We start from the raw sequence: 17,447 nt of genomic DNA, 5'->3' as shown, positions 1-17,447 counted from the left end.
TTACGGTATTTCGGTGCGGAAACTTCCTGTCGTAAAAGCGGTTTTTGGCACGCGATATCCGGAAAAATTGTGTCCTTGAAATAAGGCAAACTTCTCTCAAAAAACAAGGGAAATTTGAAAGTATCCCGGGCATTCACTCTCTTTTCAGGACCGAAGAAAATCAGCCACCGGAGGCGGGGGAAACAGATGCGCAAAAAACTGAGGGAAAAGGGGTGGCTCAGTCGGGAACACTTGCGGCTGCCGGCCGGGAATCCTGTACTGACGGTGTCACTTGCTTTTGGCTGTTCATGCTGGACAGCCGGACACTCAGACTGATGGGGACCAGGCTGACAATACCCTGGTGGGAAACGGTTTTTCCAAGTCGCGCCAGGAGGTTGTCCAGAGTGTTTTTGGCAAGCAGTGTATAGTTGGTATTGACGGAGGTCAGTTGCGGGTAATGGAAGCGGCAAAGCGGCAGGTTGTCATAACCGGCGATGGCCAGATCCTCGGGAAAGCGCCAGCCGTCGGCTCTCGCCGATTCCATGAAGCCGAACGCCATTGCGTCGTTGGCGGCAAAAACAGCGCGCGGCTGCTCTCTCTGTTTTTTAAAATCCTCGTAGGCCTTGATACCCGATTCGTGAGTATAGTCGCCGGCATAGGTCCAGACGATTTCGGCATCAGGATTGTTCTTGGTCATGTCGGAAAACCCGTTCGTACGGAAACGGGCTTCGGGTTTTTCCTGGGGACCTTCAATCATTCCGAGCCTGGTGTAGCCCTGAAGCTTGAAATGTTCCGCAATAAGCGAAGCGCCTCGATAGGCATCGAACGTAACGGTGTCGAGGACAGGGTTGTTGATGTTGGAACAGGATATGACCGGAAAATCCTTGGGTATGGCGTGAAGTATCCGGCGATACTGCTTCTCTTTGAGTTCCGGCACAAAGATGACTGCGGCGGAATAACCCAGTGCCCGCAGATTGTTGGTGAGCGTGTCCACCTGATTGTAATCGTTGGCAACGCTGAACAGACTCACCTGTACTTTCTTGTGGATTGCGGCATTTGCGAACCCTTCAAAAAAGGAGGCGTAAAACTCGCCGGTTTCAAATTGAGTGATAATCGCGACATGGGGCAACTGATTTGCCGGTATGTTACGACGGCCGGTTGGAAGTTCGTAGCCCATTTCATGAGCTTTTGCCAGAATCTGGTGACGGTGCTCTTCCGATATCCGTCCCTCACCCCGCAGAGCGCGGGAAACTGTTGAGATGGAGAAGCCTGTAGCTTCCGCGATATCCCGAAGGGTTACTTTCATCTGATTTGATTTAGTGTCCGATAAAATGCGCTCATCCCCTCATGGTTGAGTGTTTCCCCGTGTCGCTTACAGTAAGGAAGCGCTTTCTGGATATGTTTTTTGTCACTGCAAATCCTGCAAGTTCCGTAATTATCGATCAACGTCCGGAAAAGGAGATCCGGTTGAAATAGAGTAATGTGACTTCAGCAAAATACGACATACCCTGCAGGTACTTCAGAGAAAATCTGCGCAACTATTTTCAAATAAAATAATATAACTTCTAATAAAAAAATAAAATAAATCCGAAATACAGCCTGTTTTACATGGCACTTTCTGATACTGAGAGGATCAATTATGAACCGGGGCTTTGGTTTTTTGCGTTTCCGCTGCGCCAATTCTCCCCTCCTTATGTTAACGTTAACGCAGGCCCCGTACATGGTTGCGCCGATCGGCATTTTTTTTTGGGAGAGAATCGCCGCTTTTTTGCATCTTCCATATTCTGTTATCCAAATGATCGGCTTTCTGCCGGTAGTCGGACGTGAACCGGTGTCGCCGGCACCAGAGGGGAGGCCGTGCGGTGTTTTTTTCTGAATCAAAACCAATAGTCCCAAGCCATGATACCATTACCTTGTTTGAATCGATTTACGAAGAACGCTACCCGTTTGAGGCTGCCAAGCCTGCTTGTGCTGATATCGCTGCTGGTATTCGGTTTCCAAAGCACAAACGCCCAACCCGCCGACGAAACCCGCTTGCTGAGATTCCCGGATATTCATGACAACCGGATTGTCTTTTCCTACGCCGGAAACCTCTATACCGTACCGATTCACGGCGGCACGGCGCGGCGCCTTACCGGACACAACGGGTATGAAATTTTTCCCAGATACTCTCCTGACGGAAAATACATCGCATTTACGGGACAATACGATGGCAATACCGAAGTGTACCGAATTCCGTCCGCCGGCGGCGAACCCGAACGCATGACATTCACACCCACCCTTGGCCGGGATGATGTAGCCGACAGAATGGGACCCAACAACCTGGTGATGGGCTGGACCCCGGATGGCGAACAGGTTCTCTTCCGCTCACGCATGCGTGAATTCAACTCTTTCAAGGGACATCTTTTCCTGACCGATCCCGACCGCGACCAGCCCGTGCAGCTTCCCTTGCCCAGGGGCGGATTCGCCTCTTTTTCACCTGACGGCTCCAAACTTGCCTATAATCGGGTTTTCCGGGAATTCCGAACCTGGAAACGGTACCGGGGCGGAATGGCCGATGATATCTGGATTTATGATTTTGAGACCAAAGAGACGATCCGGGTTACCGACAGCAACTCCCAGGACATCATCCCCATGTGGCATGAGAACCGGATCTTTTTCATCTCCGACAGGGACGAGAACGGCCGAATGAACCTGTATGTCCATGACCTTGATTCCGATGAAACCAGGAAACTGACCGATTTTACCGAGTTCGACATCAAGTTTCCTTCCATCGGAACCCGGCATATCGTTTTTGAGAACGGCGGATATCTCTACCGTTTCCATCTGGCGAATGAAGAACTGACCAGAGTTCCGGTAAAAATTCGTGATGACCGGCTCACCGGTCGTGATGGGCTGGTGGATGCCGGTGAGTTTATCCACACGTGGGATGTCTCACCCGACGGAAACCGCGCCCTGTTCGGCGCGCGCGGCGATGTGTTTTCCGTGCCCGCCCGCAGCGGCATCACCCGGAACCTGACCCGCTCTTCAGGGGTGCATGACCGCAACCCGGTCTGGTCGCCGGACGGTGCCTCCATCGCGTTCATATCCGACCGGTCCGGCGAGGATGAAATCTATGTGATGCCCCAGGACGGATCCGGAGAGCCGCGTCAAATCACCACCGGCGCCGATACCTACAAGTACCGGATCAGCTGGTCACCCGACAGCAAGAAAATCCTCTGGGCCGACAAGAAACTGCGGCTCAATATGGTGGATGTGGAATCCGGAGAGGTCACCCTGGTACGTCAGGCCGAGGCCTGGGAAATGTCGCAATACATCTGGTCGCCGGACAGCCGGTGGATCGCCTATACCCTGCCGGAAGTGGAAACGATGAACCGCGTCTGGCTCTATTCTGTTGAGCGCGATGAGCACTTCAAGGTCACCGATGGGTGGTACTCGTCCGGTAATGCGGTGTTCAGCCCCGACGGTAAATATTTGTTTTTTGTTTCCAACCGCGACTTCAATCCCATTTACAGCCAGACTGAGTGGAATCACGCGTATACCGACATGCAGCGCATCTATTTCGTAACCCTCCAGTCGGATACGCCGTCACCATTCAAGCCTGGAAATGATGAGGTTTCTCTGAACGACGAGGATGAAGGGGAGAATGAAGACGCGTTTGATCCCGCCGAAAGCATCCCCGTGGATACCGAAGGCCTCTCCAACCGTATCGTGGCCCTGCCGGTGCAGGCATCGAACTACGGTAACCTGCAGGCTGTCGGCAATCGCCTGTACTATCAGCGGAACGGCATGACCGACCGGCAGACCGTGCTGCTTTACTACGATCTGGAGGAGAAGGAGGAGCAGGAACTGGGTCCGGCCGCCTCCTACAGGATTTCGGCCAACGGACAAAAGATGATGATCTCCAGGGCCGGCGAGTACGCGATTGTGGACCTGCCCTCCAGGGAGGTCCAAATGGATCCGAAACTGAATCTTTCGGATATGAAAATCCGGCTGGATCGTACCGCCGAATGGGTTCAGATTTTTGATGAATCGTGGCGGCAGATGCGAGACTTTCTGTATGCGCCGAATATGCACGGGGTCGACTGGGAAGCGGTGCGGGAGAGCTACCGGCCGCTGGTGGATCACGTGGCACATCGCAATGACCTCACCTACATCATCGGTGAAATGATCGGCGAACTGAATGTGGGCCATGCCTATGTGGGCGACGGTGACCGGCCGCAGCCGGAACGGGTGCCCATGGGAAGGCTGGGCGCCGAACTGTCACGTGACTCCGACACCGGCTTCTACCGGATCGACCGTATCCTCAAGGGCGAAAACTGGGTGGACTCCCGCCGCTCGCCCCTGCTGGAAGTCGGCCTGGCTGTTCGGGAAGGGAACTACATTGTACGCGTGGACGGCGCCTCCACCGCGGATATGGTCAATATCTATAAATCACTGATCGACAAAGCCGAAAAACCGGTGCTGCTTGCAATCAACGATAAGCCGTCGCTCGATGGAGCCCGGGAAGTGGTGGTCAGGCCGATTGCGGATGAGTCCGGGCTCTACTATTACAACTGGGTTCAGGAAAATATCCGCAAAGTGAGCGAAGCGACCGACGGGAGTGTCGGCTACATCCATATACCCGATATGGGTCCGGGCGGATTGAATGAGTTCGTCAAGCATTTCTACCCGCAACTGCGCAAGGAGGCGTTGATAATTGATGTGCGCGGCAACGGCGGCGGGAATGTGTCTCCAATGATTATCGAGCGGCTGCGGCGGGAGCTGGCCATGGTGGACAAGCCCCGCAACGCGGTTCCGTCGCCGGACCCGAGCGCGATGATGCTGGGCCCCATGGTAACCCTCATCGACGAGTTTTCCGCTTCCGACGGTGACCTGTTTCCCTATCGCTTCCGCAAGCACGGCCTCGGCAAGCTCATCGGTAAACGGACCTGGGGAGGGGTGGTCGGCATCCGGCAAACCCTGCCGTTTGTGGATGGCGGATACCTGAACCGGCCCGAATTTGCTTCTTATGATACCGAAGGCACCGAATGGATTATTGAAGGGCATGGCGTGGAACCGGATATTTATGTAGATAACGATCCGGCGAAAGAGTACGCGGGTATTGATGAGCAGCTCAACGCGGCAATCGACCATCTGCTTGAGCGGATGGAGGAAGTTGAAACCGGCTTGCCCGAACCTCCGCCATACCCCGAGAAAAACTGACAACTTCCAGTCGGACTGATGCCATTGCCGGCAGGCCGTACAAAAAGTACGGCCTGATCCGGTGAATTGCGGTGGGTTGCGGTGCGTCCGGCCGGGCGGGCCACAAATGCGGCCTTATTGCCGAAATAATCGCATCAAAACGAAATGGCATATCCCGTCGGTTCGACAGGGAGTATCATCCGACCGATGCCCCATACGCATTGCGGAGTGTTGCGGCATCCGCCATGCGGCAGTTCAGTTCGCGGCTGCAAATGCTTATGTGACGGTTTTAAAACGGAACGTCAGTTCCCCGTCTTTTTCAGAGAGGGTTACCTCGCCGCCCGACTGAAGTTTTCCGAACAGAAGTTCATCCACCAGCCGATCCTTGATATTCTCCTGAATCACCCTGGCCATGGGCCGCGCTCCGTAGGCGGGTTCATACCCCTTGTCGGCCAGCCAATCGACCGCTTTGCGGGTGAGGTGAATCCGCACCTTTTTCCCGCGCAGCTGTTCCTCCAGTTCCCGGACAAATTTGTAGACAATGCTTTCGACCACGTTCCGGTCGAGGTGCCTGAAAATCACGATATCGTCGAGCCTGTTCCGAAACTCCGGGCTGAACTGTTTTTCGATCGCCTTGCGGGGATTGCCTTTGGGGCCGCTGCCCGATCCGCCGCCGAATCCGATCTCGTTCCCGGCCATTTCGCGCGATCCCACATTGGAGGTCATTATCATCAGCACATTGCGAAAATCCGCCTTGCGTCCGGTGTTGTCGGTAGCCGTGGCGTAATCCATGATCTGCAGCAGGATGTTGAAAATATCGGGGTGAGCTTTCTCGATTTCGTCGAGCAGCAGTACGGCGTTGGGCTGCCGGCGGATCGCGTCGGTAAGCAGTCCGCCCTGCTCAAAACCGACATAGCCTGCCGGGGCACCGATCAATCGCGAAACCGTATGTTTCTCCATGTACTCGCTCATGTCGAAGCGAATCAGCGGTATGCCAAGCTGTTCGGCTACCTGCCGGCAGAGCTCGGTTTTTCCGACGCCGGTCGGACCGGAAAACAGGAACGAGCCTATGGGCCGGGTTTCGTTGCCCAGGCCGGCGCGGCTTCGTTTTACGGCCGTAACCAGCGATTTGACCGCCGGTTCCTGTCCATATACTTTATGATTCAACGCGGACTCGAGGTCACGCAGGCCCTCTTTTTCCGCTCCGCCGACCTGTTGCACCGGCACACGGGCCATTTTGGAGATGAGTTTCTCCACATCGCGCGGCGAGAGCTGCTTCCGGGTTCCTGATTGCAGGGAGACCTGGGAGCAGGCTTCATCAATCACATCAATGGCCTTGTCGGGCAGGCGCCGGTCGTTCAGGTATTTGGCCGACAGCCGGGCGGCCGACTCCAGAGCGGCGGGTGTGATTTTGAGTCCGTGATACTCTTCATAAACCCCCTTCAAGCCCTTCAGGATGTCAATGGTAGTGTCCACATCCGGTTCTTCGATTTCGATCTTCTGAAACCGACGGGAGAGGGCCCGGTCCTTTTCAAAGTGGTTTTTATACTCCTCGAAAGTGGTGGCTCCGATACAGCGGATGCGTCCGTCGGCCAGCAGGGGTTTAAGCATATTGGACGCGTCCAGAGTGCTTGAGCCCGCCGCGCCGGCCCCGATGATGTTGTGGATTTCATCAATAAACAGAATTACATCGTTCCTGTTCTGAAGCGCCTTGAGCACTCCCTTGAGCCGTGCCTCGAAATCGCCCCGGAACTTGGTGCCGGCCAGGAGCGCCCCGAGGTCGAGTGCGTAAATTTTGAAGCCGCGTATTCGTTCGGGAACTTCATCCGCCACAATTTTCTGAGCCAGGCCCTGGGTGATGGCCGTTTTTCCCACGCCGGGATCCCCGACATAGATCGGGTTGTTTTTTTGACGTCGGCAGAGAATTTCGATACTTCGGCCGATCTCCATATCCCGGCCGATTACCTTGTCAAATTTCCCCTCGCTCGCACGGGCGGTCCATTCTTCGGTATAGAGGGAGAGCGGATCGGTTTTGCCGGAACTTCGGCCGGACTTCCTTTCGGTCTCCCGTCTCAGTCCCTCTTCGTTTTCCTGCGCCTCACTGTCGGCATCCAGGGCATCCTGATCCTCACCGGAAAACGGATTGTCATCATCGTGGCCATCAAGGTCATCGGGATCTTCAAAACCGGGCTTGGAGATGCGGTGGGATACATAGTTCAGAATATCGAGGCGGCTGACATCCTGTTTCTCCAAAAAGTAACGGGCATGGCTCTCCTCCTCGGCAAACAGAGAGATCAGCAAATCGCCCACATCGGTCTCTTCCTGCTCGGCGGCCCGGCTGTGCATAAGCGCGCGCTGGAGGGTTCGCCGAAAACCCAGAGTGTGGATGGGATCCTGGTCAGGGTTGCTGCGCTGCGGCATGGATGAATAAAACTGTTCCAGATCGTCATTCAGCTGATTCAGATCCGTTCCGGAGTTGCGGAGGATGCGCGCACCGTCCGGATCTTCGGCTAAACTGTGCAACAAATGTTCCAGACTGACCATCTCGTGCTGCATGTGTCTGGCTATCAGGTACGAATTTTTAAGAACCTGGTCCAGGGCTTTGCTGATCATTGTACTGTGTTAAATAGAGGTTGAAAAAAACTCACGCTTGCTCCATCGTGCAACGAAGGGGAAATCCCGCCTTTTTGCTGCTTCGGGCCACCAGGTCGACCTTGGTTTCCGCGATGTCTCTTGTATAGACACCGCAGAGGCCGGATCCTTTACGGTGCACGTCATTGGTGATCTGAACTGCTTCAGGCACCGATTTGCCAAATATTCCAGTAAGTACGCTAACGACGAAATCAAACGTTGTATAATCATCGTTAATCAACAACACCTTGTACAACGGCGGTTCGTCTTGATCGGTTTTGGACTTTTTCCGAGTCCTGGTCTGATGATCGGATGCAGTGTCAGACATGGATGGATTGAAAATTCGGTGATTGGTATATTACGCGTTATGCGGGGTTTTAGTGGGCCCGAAGCCAGGTTCTCAAATGTTACGTAAAAATTATGGCTTAAGGTGCCGTGTTGCAACTCCCGTGAAAACGCGTATTTTCGGTTATGGATGTCACCGGTCTTCACCCGATATTTCGCGCCATCGGGGTCGATGAACGCAATGTTCAAACAAAAGCATATTCCACTGCGATATGATAGTGATGTAATTATTTAAATATATGGGTACTAAAGATAACGAAAGTAATATTTTCAACCTTGATTTTGAAATCGAAGGTCCGGTGCGCAACAGTCTGTTCAAGGTTGCCCGAAAGCCGCTCGAAGCGATGCTCGCTTTCGGCGGACTGAACAGGATTTACTACGATGCCCTGGAATATGACACGAATCTGCCGTTCTATGACAGACTTCTGGAACGCATGAATGTCAACTACCATGTCTCACCGAGGGATATGGAGCGTATTCCGAAGGAGGGCAAAGTTGTCGTTGTGGCCAATCATCCGTTCGGCGGAATTGAAGGGGTGATTCTGGCCTCACTGCTGCGCTCTGTTCGCAGCGATTCCAAAATTATGGCCAACTACATTCTGGAACGTATTCCCGAATTGCGGGAAGTGTTCTTTTTTGTGGATCCGTTCGGTGGAAGGGATGCCGCCAGGGCCAATCTCAAATCGATGAAGGAGTCCATGCAGTGGCTGCGTGACGATCACGTACTGGGGGTTTTTCCCGCCGGTGAAGTGGCGCACTTCTCCATGAGCAAGCGAAAAATTGTTGAACCACAGTGGAGTAAATCCATCGCAGGTATCATCCGGAAAACGGAAGCGCCGGTATTGCCGGTCTTTTTTGACGGCAGAAACGGACCGCTGTTTCAAATGCTGGGCCTCATCCACCCGCGCCTTCGCACCGCCATGCTGCCCACCGAATTCGTGAACAAGAAAGACCGCGACATCGACATTTGCATCGGGAAGGTCATCAGCTACAACAAACTCAAATCGTTTGAGAGTGATGTGGAAATGACCCACTATCTGCGGCAAAGAACCTCCATGCTGCAGAATCGCAGCGGACGTGAAACGGAGGACGAGACTCCCGAACCTGTCCGGGTAACGGAGTCGAAAGTAGAACCTATTATTGATCCTGTTCCGGTGGAACACCTTGAGGATGAAATTCGAGCCCTGGCACCGTCCCAGCGCCTGCTGGATAGCGGCGAGTTTCAGGTTTTCCACGCGGTTAAAAAGCAGATTCCGAATATTGTGCGTGAAATCGGCCGGTTGCGGGAGGTGACGTTCCGCGGAACCCACGAAGGGACCGGCAAGGCGATTGACCTGGACGGATTCGATGAGTATTACGTGCACCTGTTCGTTTGGAACAAGGAGAAGCGCGAACTGGTCGGAGCCTACCGGATCGGACGGACCGACAACATCATCAAACGGTTCGGCAAGAAAGGGCTCTATACCACAACACTGTTCAACATAAAGAGCTCGCTGTTTGACCAGATCAGTCCGGCGCTGGAGATGGGGCGTTCGTTCATCCGGCCGGAATACCAGCGCAGTTTCGCCCCGCTGATGCTGCTTTGGAAGGGTATCGGCCATTATGTTGTGAAATATCCCAAGTACAAAGTGCTGTTCGGACCGGTAAGCATCAGCAGCGAATATCACTCCATGTCTCGGCACCTGATGGTCACGTTTCTGAAGCTGCACAATTATCTGCCGGATATGGCCAGAAAGGTACGGCCAAAGACACCATACCGGGGCCGGCGGATGAAAGGGCTGGATACCAAAAACCGGACCATGATCCGAAGCCTGGAGGATGTCTCCGAACTGGTTTCGGAGTTCGAGGACGATAACAAGGGGGTGCCGATTCTGCTCAAGCAGTACCTGAAACTGGGCGGGAAGTTGCTCGGTTTTAATGTGGATCCTGAGTTCAGCGATGTGCTGGACGGGCTGATTCTGGTTGACCTGACCAAAACCGATCCGAATATCCTGAAACGTTATATGGGTGATGAGGGACTTGTCTCTTTCCTTGAATCGCACGGAGTGAGCACCGGCAAAGTGAAAAAAAAGAGTATTCCGGTGGATTGAAGCGTTTGAAACAGTCCCGAAATGAATCCGACCGTGTCCGGAATCCCATACCGGAGTCGACAAGGTTTCGCTGAACAGCAGACCCGGAAGGAGTCCAACAGTGTCCGGAATCCGGGGCAGTGGCAAGGGCAAGATCAGATGGGAAGAATTATGTCTTGTGGTGGATCAGAGTGCCATCTTTCGAGCAGGGGCAAGGGCAGATGGGAGCCCGGCGGATCCGTGCCCGGCAATGTCGTATCTGAACAGGGCATATCGATGCTGTTCTGAGTTTATCAGCCCGGCAGCTCCAGGTCGAAATCAGGCGCGCGGGGATCTCCGGAAAACTCCAGGTGGAGGCGGCCGTCACGTCGGGGAAGCTCAATTAGGAACAGCCCTTCGATGCCGTCAATGAAATCATTAAACGCAGCACTGGTACGCACAAAGGTGACCGATCCCAGGGTAACATCCGGCCGGCCGTCGTCGGGGGTGGCCACGATCGCTTGCAAGAGCGCGTCAAACGGGTCGGTCATCAGCATCGCCTCATCCACGAACAGGGTATCCCTGTAGTTGCGATAATCTGCCGAGAGCGCGCGCACGGGCAGCCGTTGATCTGTGATACCGACCATCCCCAGAAGCATGCCGTACCGGTCGGTGAGCACTTCCGAAGGATACCAGTACAGGCCGGACATCCGGAAAGAGGTCTCTCCCGGCAATACAAGCGGATGTCGCCCGGTTACAGCGTCGCCGTCATCCACGGTAACAGAGCTGCTGATGGAGAGCGAGTCCATGGAAAAACCGCCAAGAGTTTCCGAGAGAGGAATACGGGCAAGATCTTGGGTCACTGCGCTAAGTTCGTAGCGTGTACTGAAAGAAGCGGGTGCGTCCGGCCAGCCATTGTCTGTGTAGCTGAAGTCACCGACGCCATGGAAAGAAAATTTCGGTGCCGCAATCCGGAAATTGGTGATATTCGCGGAACGTTCACCGGCCAGATATCGGATCTGCAGACCGAAGCGGTCTATTTCCTGCGGCAGGTGGTACCCGGACAACGCGGACAGAAACAGGGCTTCCGCAGGCAGGGTGCCATCGGAGTCAATTCGCCGGAAGTTCAGTGTAATCCTGTGGTTCCATCGGGGAGGGGTGTTGGTGGCAAACAGGGTGAACAACTCTTCCAGGTGGCCGTTGTAGACGATGCTTGCGAAATCCACAGTGAGTGGAGTGGTTTCAATCTTAAGAGCCGCGCTTGTATTTGTGCTGCCTGCCGTTTCGCCTGTGGTATCACGTCCAGCCTCATTCGACCCGGCAGAACGGTATGACAGGTTCTCAATATTGAGCTGGAATGAACGGATCTGCTCTTCCGGGGAGGAGCCACCATGTCGCAGCGCCCTCCAGATGTCGGCATAGGGCAGCGATCCCCGTATCTTTTCCGATTGAAGCAGGCCATGTTCGTTCCGGAAAGCGAGGTTATGGAGTGTAAGAGAGCCGAGAGCCGGGTTGATGCGCAGTGATCCGTAATCCAGCGCTGCCTGTTCATTGGCATCAGCGAGATGCTGCAGATGGCCATCAACGATGGATGCGAGATAACGCCCGGTCAGCCAGTTGGCCAGAACAACCATGCCGGCGAGCAGAACGGCAATGAGGATCAGTTTGGTTCTCATGTGGTCCGGGTGCTTGGTACTTGGGTTCAGAGCAGAAGCTCATTGAATGCATTGCAGGTGGCCTGCCGGATCGTGCATTATTCAGGAGATCAGGTGATCGGCCAGACTTTCGGGAGAAACGGCTTGTTCCGTACTTTCGGCCATATGGCGGAGGGTGAAACGGTTATCCGCCAGCTCCTGCTCTCCGACAATCAGGGCGAACCGGGCCTGCTGGCGGTTGGCGTCTTTCATCTGCGCCTTCAGCGAGCGGCCGGAATAATCCATAGTACAAACGATCCCTTTCTCACGCAATGCCGGCATCTGTTCCAACGCCCATTGTGCGGCGGCCTCCCCGCGGGTCACAAAATAGAGATCGGGTATGGCTGGTTCACCGAGCCGGATATCCAAAGCCTCGCAGGCGATCATCAGACGCTCAATTCCACAGGCAAAACCGACGGAAGGTGTGGGAAGTCCGCCGATCTCTTCAATCAGCAGATCATAGCGTCCGCCGCCGCCGAGCGCGTCCTGGGAACCGAGGTCGGGGCTGATCAGTTCAAATGCGGTTTCGGTATAGTAATCGAGTCCGCGAACCAGAAACGGATCATGCTCAAAGGGAATGGCCAGGCGATTCAGATGGCCGCAGACCGCCTCGTAATGCGCCCGTGACGATTCGCTCAGATAATCGATGATTTTCGGCGCATCAGCTTTCAGCGGCTGGTCTTCCGGCTCTTTGGAGTCGAGGATGCGCATCGGGTTGGTCTCAAGCCGCTTCACAGAAATGTCACTGAGTTTGTCGCGGAGCGGATGGAAGTAGTCGCCGAGCGCTTTGCGGTAGGCATCGCGGGAGGCGGGGTCACCGACGGTATTCAGTTTCAGGGTGATATTTCGGATGCCGATCTGCCGGTATATGGCCATCATGAAGGCGATAACTTCCGCGTCGGCGATGGCGCCGGAAGCACCGATGAGTTCGGCTCCGAATTGATGAAATTGGCGCTGACGCCCTTTCTGTGGACGCTCGGCACGGAAGAAGGGTCCGATGTAGAACAGACGCTGCGGTCCGCCGCGCTGGGAGAGGTGATGCTGTACATAGGCCCTGGCAACCGGAGCAGTCCCTTCCGGCCGAAGCACGTACCGGTCCTCACCGCGGTCGAAGGCGAACATCTCCTTGCTGACGATGTCGGTGAGCTGGCCCACTCCCCTGGCAATCAGTTCGGTCTGCTCCAGTACCGGTGTACGGATCTCCTGGAAGTGAAATCGCCGGGCCGTCTCCCTGATAATGGATTCAAGCGCCTGCCACTGCTCGATTTCTCCGGGCAGCAGATCCGCCATTCCGTGGTGCGTGCTGAAGGTTTGTTTGCTCATGGATAGCTGAAAATTGTGAATACGATCGCAAAACCCCGTCCGGGGAACCGGCAGGAAAGATAAGAGTATCCCGGCTGTTTTCCATCTTGCCTCCGATTTCTTCCGGTTATGCTTTCTGCGGCAGGTTTCTCAAATGCTATTTTTTGAAAATTCGGGCATGGACGGCACGAATGAGCTCTTCAAGATCGGAAGAGAGACGGAACAGCACGATTCCAAACAGGATGAACGCTGTTGTGACGAGTGTGCGAATAGCGAAGTCAAGTACCCAGAACCCGGCAGCGGGCAGCAGGGTAGCCGCTGCCAGGGCCAGAAGCAGCAGGAGAAGCGCACCGGCGGTTTTCCGGCTGAAGGGCTGAATGCCGAAGCGGTATCGTATGTACAGAAAGCAGGTCGCGTTATGAATAAATACCGAAAGCACGGTTGCCATTGCCGCCCCGGTGATTCCGTACAGCGGGATGAAAATCAGGTTGGTGATGACGGTTAGCAGCACCAGAAGCACGGTCGCATAGAGATCGAACCGGTACCATTTTGAGGTTCGGATAATGGCGGCATTGAACCCGGAGGTCATATCTATCATTTTCGACAGGCCGATAAACAGGAACACGGGGATGCCGGCATGGTACTCGTCCGGGAGAAAACGGAAGATGTGGTCAATGTTCGCCCAGATCAGGAGGAAGAGGGTACCGCCCACCAGCAGCTGATTGATCGAGCTTTTTCTGTAAATCTGCGAGATGGTATCCAGGTCGTTATTGTAATGCGCTTCTGCGATGACGGGCTGCGAGATCTTGAGCAGGTTCCGCGAAGGGATTTTTATAAGTGTGGCAAGATAGAAGCTCACGGCATAGACAGCGGTCTCGGCCAGGGTGGTCATGCCGCCGACCATTATCATGTCGATGTTACCAAGAGCCATGGCGGCGACACTTCCCAGCAGTGCATAGGCACCATAGCTGCCCATGCTGCGTATGCGCTCCCGGGTGAACGCCCGGAGATCGGGCTTGAGGTAAAGCTGCCTTTGCAGGCCGGTATAAAGGAGCAGCAACAGCGCCTGAAGAGCGTAGGTTAGCACAAAGAGCCACATAAAGGTCCCGAAACTGACCAGATTGAAGAAGTAGAAGAGTACTGCCGCTGTTTGAAGCAGACGGAGCAGCACGTCCTGGAAAAAAGTGGCCACCACCGTGTCGTACAGGGAGCGGATGTAGCTCTCCAGGATGTGAAAGTAGAGCATGAAAAAAAGCAGCGGGAAGAGCAGAAAATAGTAGTCGCCGAACAGGGCGCTGTCGTCGGCATAGAACCGGATTATCGGCGACTGAAACAGCCAACCGGCCAGCGACAGCAGCAGAAACCCGATCAGCGGCACGGTAACGGCAACCAGCAGGAACCCGTGGTGCTGCCTGCCCTGGTCGCGGAATTGCGGGAAAAACCGCAAAGTGATATTTCCCATCCCCAGGCTGGCCACCTGGGTGCCGATGATGCTGATGGAGACGAGGATGCGCGTGAGACCGAACTGCCCGGCTTCCAGCACAAAGGGAAACAGCCATATGACATTGACAAAACCGATCGCGGCTCCAATGAAGGAGTAGATGGTGTTGGTGAAACTTTGTCGCAGGATGATGCCCATTGTATGGTTACGTGCTTCCGTGCGTTGGGGTGGAACCGGTGATTTTTTTCAGAATGCGGCGGTACCGAAGCCGGCGGATACATTTTGCCTGTGAGCGGTCAACATACCGGGAAGGCCTGCCGAGTGAAGCCCAAAGGTAACCAATCCAGCTGATAAGTGCTGAAATGCCGAAGGGGTGCATGGTGCAGCGCTTGGCCGAGGCGAGCAGCGAAATAACCGGTCCGTAACCGAGCCGGTAGAACAGCTCGCCGGTCATCATATGGAGCTTCAGGGAGCGGGTCCGGTTACCGGTGGGCGCCCGGTGCTCCACACAGAGATCGGGCAGTACCACCGTATCCCAACCATGGCAGGCCGCCAGCAGCTCGTCAAGGGTATCCCAGCCGTACACCGGACGAATGCCGCCGATCTGTTCGTAACATTCTCTTCGATACGCCTTAAGCGCTCCCCGCACATGAAAGCGGTCGGTCAGGATTTCCGGCTTGAGAAGCTCTCCCTTACGGATGGCACAGACCCCGCCGCAAATGCCGGTTTTGGGGTTTTGTTCAAACTGTCGCAGGACAGTTTCGAAATAATGGGGGGGCAGCACCAGGTCGGCGTCCAGCTTCACTATCACATCAGGCAAAGGATCTGTTATTTGCGCTATTCCGTAGAGGAAAGCTTCGGCCACTTTCGATCCGGTGATATGTTCCGGCCGCGACCGGCGGTTGACCACGCGGATCCAGGAGTGCCCGCCGGCCGCTTCTTCGGCAACGGCGAGGGTGTCGTCCGTCGAGTTGTCATTAACGATAACCAGCTCCACCGGCTTGCGGGTCTGAGCCGCAACCGACCGGATGAATCCGGCGATGTTGCCGGCTTCATTGAAGGCCGGTGTGATAATGAGGTATTTCATGAAGGTATTCGGGAATCGTCGGACGGCCGTTCACCGTCCGGTTGCTTCAAAGGACTCCTGGCAAGGGCTTTATAGCTTTGGTGCAGGATGTCATCCACAGAAAGATAACCGTTTTCAAATATCGTGCGCAGCAATTCCAGTGACTGAAACGAATTGATGTTTTCACTGCCGGTGTACAGTTTTCTGAAATCGGTTTCCCTCATCATTCCGTACCAGGCCATCGGATGGGTTTCGTACTCTTTTTTACGGCGCCTTCGGGCGGCCCATTTGTTGTACAGGGCTCGCGACGGCCGGAAAAGAGGGGTTTTCCGGATAGTCTCCCTCACGGCGATGATCGCCTTGCCCGGGTTGTGGGTGGGAGTGTTGAAGGGCGAAAGCCGGTCGATGTAGCTGGTATAGAGGTTTTTGTCGTGTCGGAAGGCAAGCGGGATTTCCAGCCAGAACCGCATGTAGTCCGGGTCACAGTAGGGCATCAGCCAATCGTAGCCGAAAAAATCGTAGATACGCCCGCTGTTGATAATGAACTTGGATTGCCGTTCACGGATATTCCAGGCTTCGCATGCGCTGGGGCTGTCGGGATAGGCATCGATCGGCTGCAGCAACCGGAGGATACGATCCCGGAAAAAAGGCTCCAGAACATCCCGGTAAGCGGACCAGTCCCAGAGATAGTAATGGTAGTGGAAGATGTGGCGAAGAATCGTATCCGGATGGGTTTCAGGGTGTTCCCGATAGGTGTAGGTGTCGTAGATCCCCTTGCCCCCGACCAGGGCGTCGCCAAAGTGGCCCGACATGAACAGGCTGTCGTCGGGTACGGTGCCGCCGGATCTCAGCTCACCGACGGCAACCCATTCCTGGATATTCGGGATACCGGCCGGCCGCGCCGCTTTCTTGTAATATCTCTTGCGTTCCGGCCGGTTGAACCAGTCACGCCATTTTTTCCGGGTATAGGGTACGCCGATCCACCGGTAACCCAGGGCCTCCGCAATCTCCCGGCTCAGCTTCATTTCCGGACTCCCCTGCTTGCCATAGGAATAGCAGATGACATCCCGGTAGTTGAGCCGGTGAAGCAGAAGGGCGATCAGGCGGGAATCATGGCCGCCGCTGAGGGGGAGAATGACCGGCCTGCCGTCCGCATGGTCAATGGACCGCTGCATCGTTTGTAAAGCCACATCATCGAGATCCTTGAGCAAGGTGTTCCGGTCCGCATTCCGGTAATGGTGTCGGTATGTGAAATAGCCGGTGGTTTCGGCTGCCGGCCCATCATCCCCGTCTGTTATGGTCACGATGGATCCGGCTTCCACCTGTTTGATCCCCCGGAACAAGGTGTCCGATCCGGTCAGGTACCCAAGGACCAGATATTCCGATGCCGTCCCACGGTCAGGTTCCGAACCCGGAAGGCTTCGGCGGATGAGGTCGGGCTGATCGCCAATGTAGACATCCCGGCCGTTGATAGCGTAGAAAAGGGGAATGGAACGATGAAAGTCGACGGCAATGCGCACTTGTGCCTTTGCGCCCGGATGCTGGATATCCTGCATCTCCCGGATCCAGGCAAATCGTCCCTTCAGCCCATTGCACAGGTCCGCTGCCTCGTCATCATCCGCAATCCGACGGACTTTTCCGGTCAGGCCGGAATCGCGCCCGCCTTCCGACCGGCACCAGACCCGGCTTTGCGGCTGTTGACCTGTTTCGTGGTTCCATCGGGCCGAATCGTCAAGAATGATATGAACCTTCATGGG

11 protein-coding genes are annotated in these 17,447 nt (G+C 55.0%); 2 read left to right on the top strand and 9 right to left on the bottom strand.

The features are described from left to right. Positions 1 to 217 precede the first annotated feature (217 nt). Both QA596_01880 and QA596_01875 read right to left on the bottom strand, forming a co-directional pair. Complete coding sequence (locus tag QA596_01880) at positions 218 to 1,285, bottom strand: LacI family DNA-binding transcriptional regulator (GenBank protein MDG5766197.1); 1,068 nt, start codon at positions 1,283 to 1,285, stop codon at positions 218 to 220. A gap of 182 nt (positions 1,286 to 1,467) precedes the next feature. Further along, positions 1,468 to 1,875 carry a hypothetical protein gene (locus QA596_01875; GenBank protein ID MDG5766196.1) on the bottom strand — a complete coding sequence of 136 codons (408 nt, stop codon included), beginning with the start codon at positions 1,873 to 1,875 and terminating at the stop codon, positions 1,468 to 1,470. A gap of 21 nt (positions 1,876 to 1,896) precedes the next feature. On the opposite strand from QA596_01875, the gene QA596_01870 reads away from it, so the two are divergent. Further along, positions 1,897 to 5,184 (top strand): S41 family peptidase, encoded by a 3,288-nt coding sequence (locus QA596_01870; GenBank protein ID MDG5766195.1) that lies wholly within the window; start codon positions 1,897 to 1,899, stop codon positions 5,182 to 5,184. A gap of 255 nt (positions 5,185 to 5,439) precedes the next feature. Here the strand turns inward: QA596_01870 and clpA are convergent, their stop codons facing one another. Both clpA and QA596_01860 read right to left on the bottom strand, forming a co-directional pair. Next, positions 5,440 to 7,776, bottom strand: coding sequence for an ATP-dependent Clp protease ATP-binding subunit ClpA (clpA, locus tag QA596_01865; protein ID MDG5766194.1), 2,337 nt, complete (start codon positions 7,774 to 7,776; stop codon positions 5,440 to 5,442). A 31-nt stretch (positions 7,777 to 7,807) separates the two neighbouring features. Next, a complete protein-coding gene (locus QA596_01860; GenBank protein MDG5766193.1) occupies positions 7,808 to 8,122 on the bottom strand; it encodes an ATP-dependent Clp protease adaptor ClpS in 315 nt (104 codons plus the stop codon). Positions 8,123 to 8,378: 256 nt separating this feature from the next. Between QA596_01860 and QA596_01855 the strand changes: the two genes are divergently transcribed. Beyond that, on the top strand, positions 8,379 to 10,229 hold the full coding sequence (locus QA596_01855; protein ID MDG5766192.1) for a GNAT family N-acyltransferase: 1,851 nt from the start codon (positions 8,379 to 8,381) through the stop codon (positions 10,227 to 10,229). 272 nt (positions 10,230 to 10,501) lie between these two features. On the opposite strand, the gene QA596_01850 is transcribed toward QA596_01855, so the two are convergent. The 5 genes from QA596_01850 to QA596_01830 form a co-directional block, all read right to left on the bottom strand. After that, positions 10,502 to 11,863: a hypothetical protein gene (locus tag QA596_01850; protein ID MDG5766191.1), complete on the bottom strand. Its 1,362-nt coding sequence runs from the start codon at positions 11,861 to 11,863 to the stop codon at positions 10,502 to 10,504. 81 nt (positions 11,864 to 11,944) lie between these two features. After that, positions 11,945 to 13,204: a histidine--tRNA ligase gene (gene hisS / locus QA596_01845; GenBank protein ID MDG5766190.1), complete on the bottom strand. Its 1,260-nt coding sequence runs from the start codon at positions 13,202 to 13,204 to the stop codon at positions 11,945 to 11,947. A 136-nt stretch (positions 13,205 to 13,340) separates the two neighbouring features. Next, positions 13,341 to 14,822 (bottom strand): oligosaccharide flippase family protein, encoded by a 1,482-nt coding sequence (locus tag QA596_01840; protein MDG5766189.1) that lies wholly within the window; start codon positions 14,820 to 14,822, stop codon positions 13,341 to 13,343. A gap of 7 nt (positions 14,823 to 14,829) precedes the next feature. Next, entirely contained in the window at positions 14,830 to 15,711 is an 882-nt protein-coding gene (locus tag QA596_01835) for a glycosyltransferase family A protein (protein ID MDG5766188.1), read from the bottom strand. Further along, positions 15,708 to 17,444, bottom strand: a complete 1,737-nt coding sequence (locus QA596_01830; GenBank protein ID MDG5766187.1) for an asparagine synthase C-terminal domain-containing protein — start codon at positions 17,442 to 17,444, stop codon at positions 15,708 to 15,710. The genes QA596_01835 and QA596_01830 overlap by 4 nt, the downstream gene beginning before the upstream one ends. Positions 17,445 to 17,447: the final 3 nt, after the last annotated feature.

It is taken from the genome of Balneolales bacterium ANBcel1, assembly GCA_029688905.1.
Taxonomy (GTDB): Bacteria; Bacteroidota; Rhodothermia; order Balneolales; family Natronogracilivirgulaceae; genus SLLW01.
Note: the sequence above shows the minus strand (reverse complement) of the source record. Positions and strands in the feature narration are given on the sequence as shown.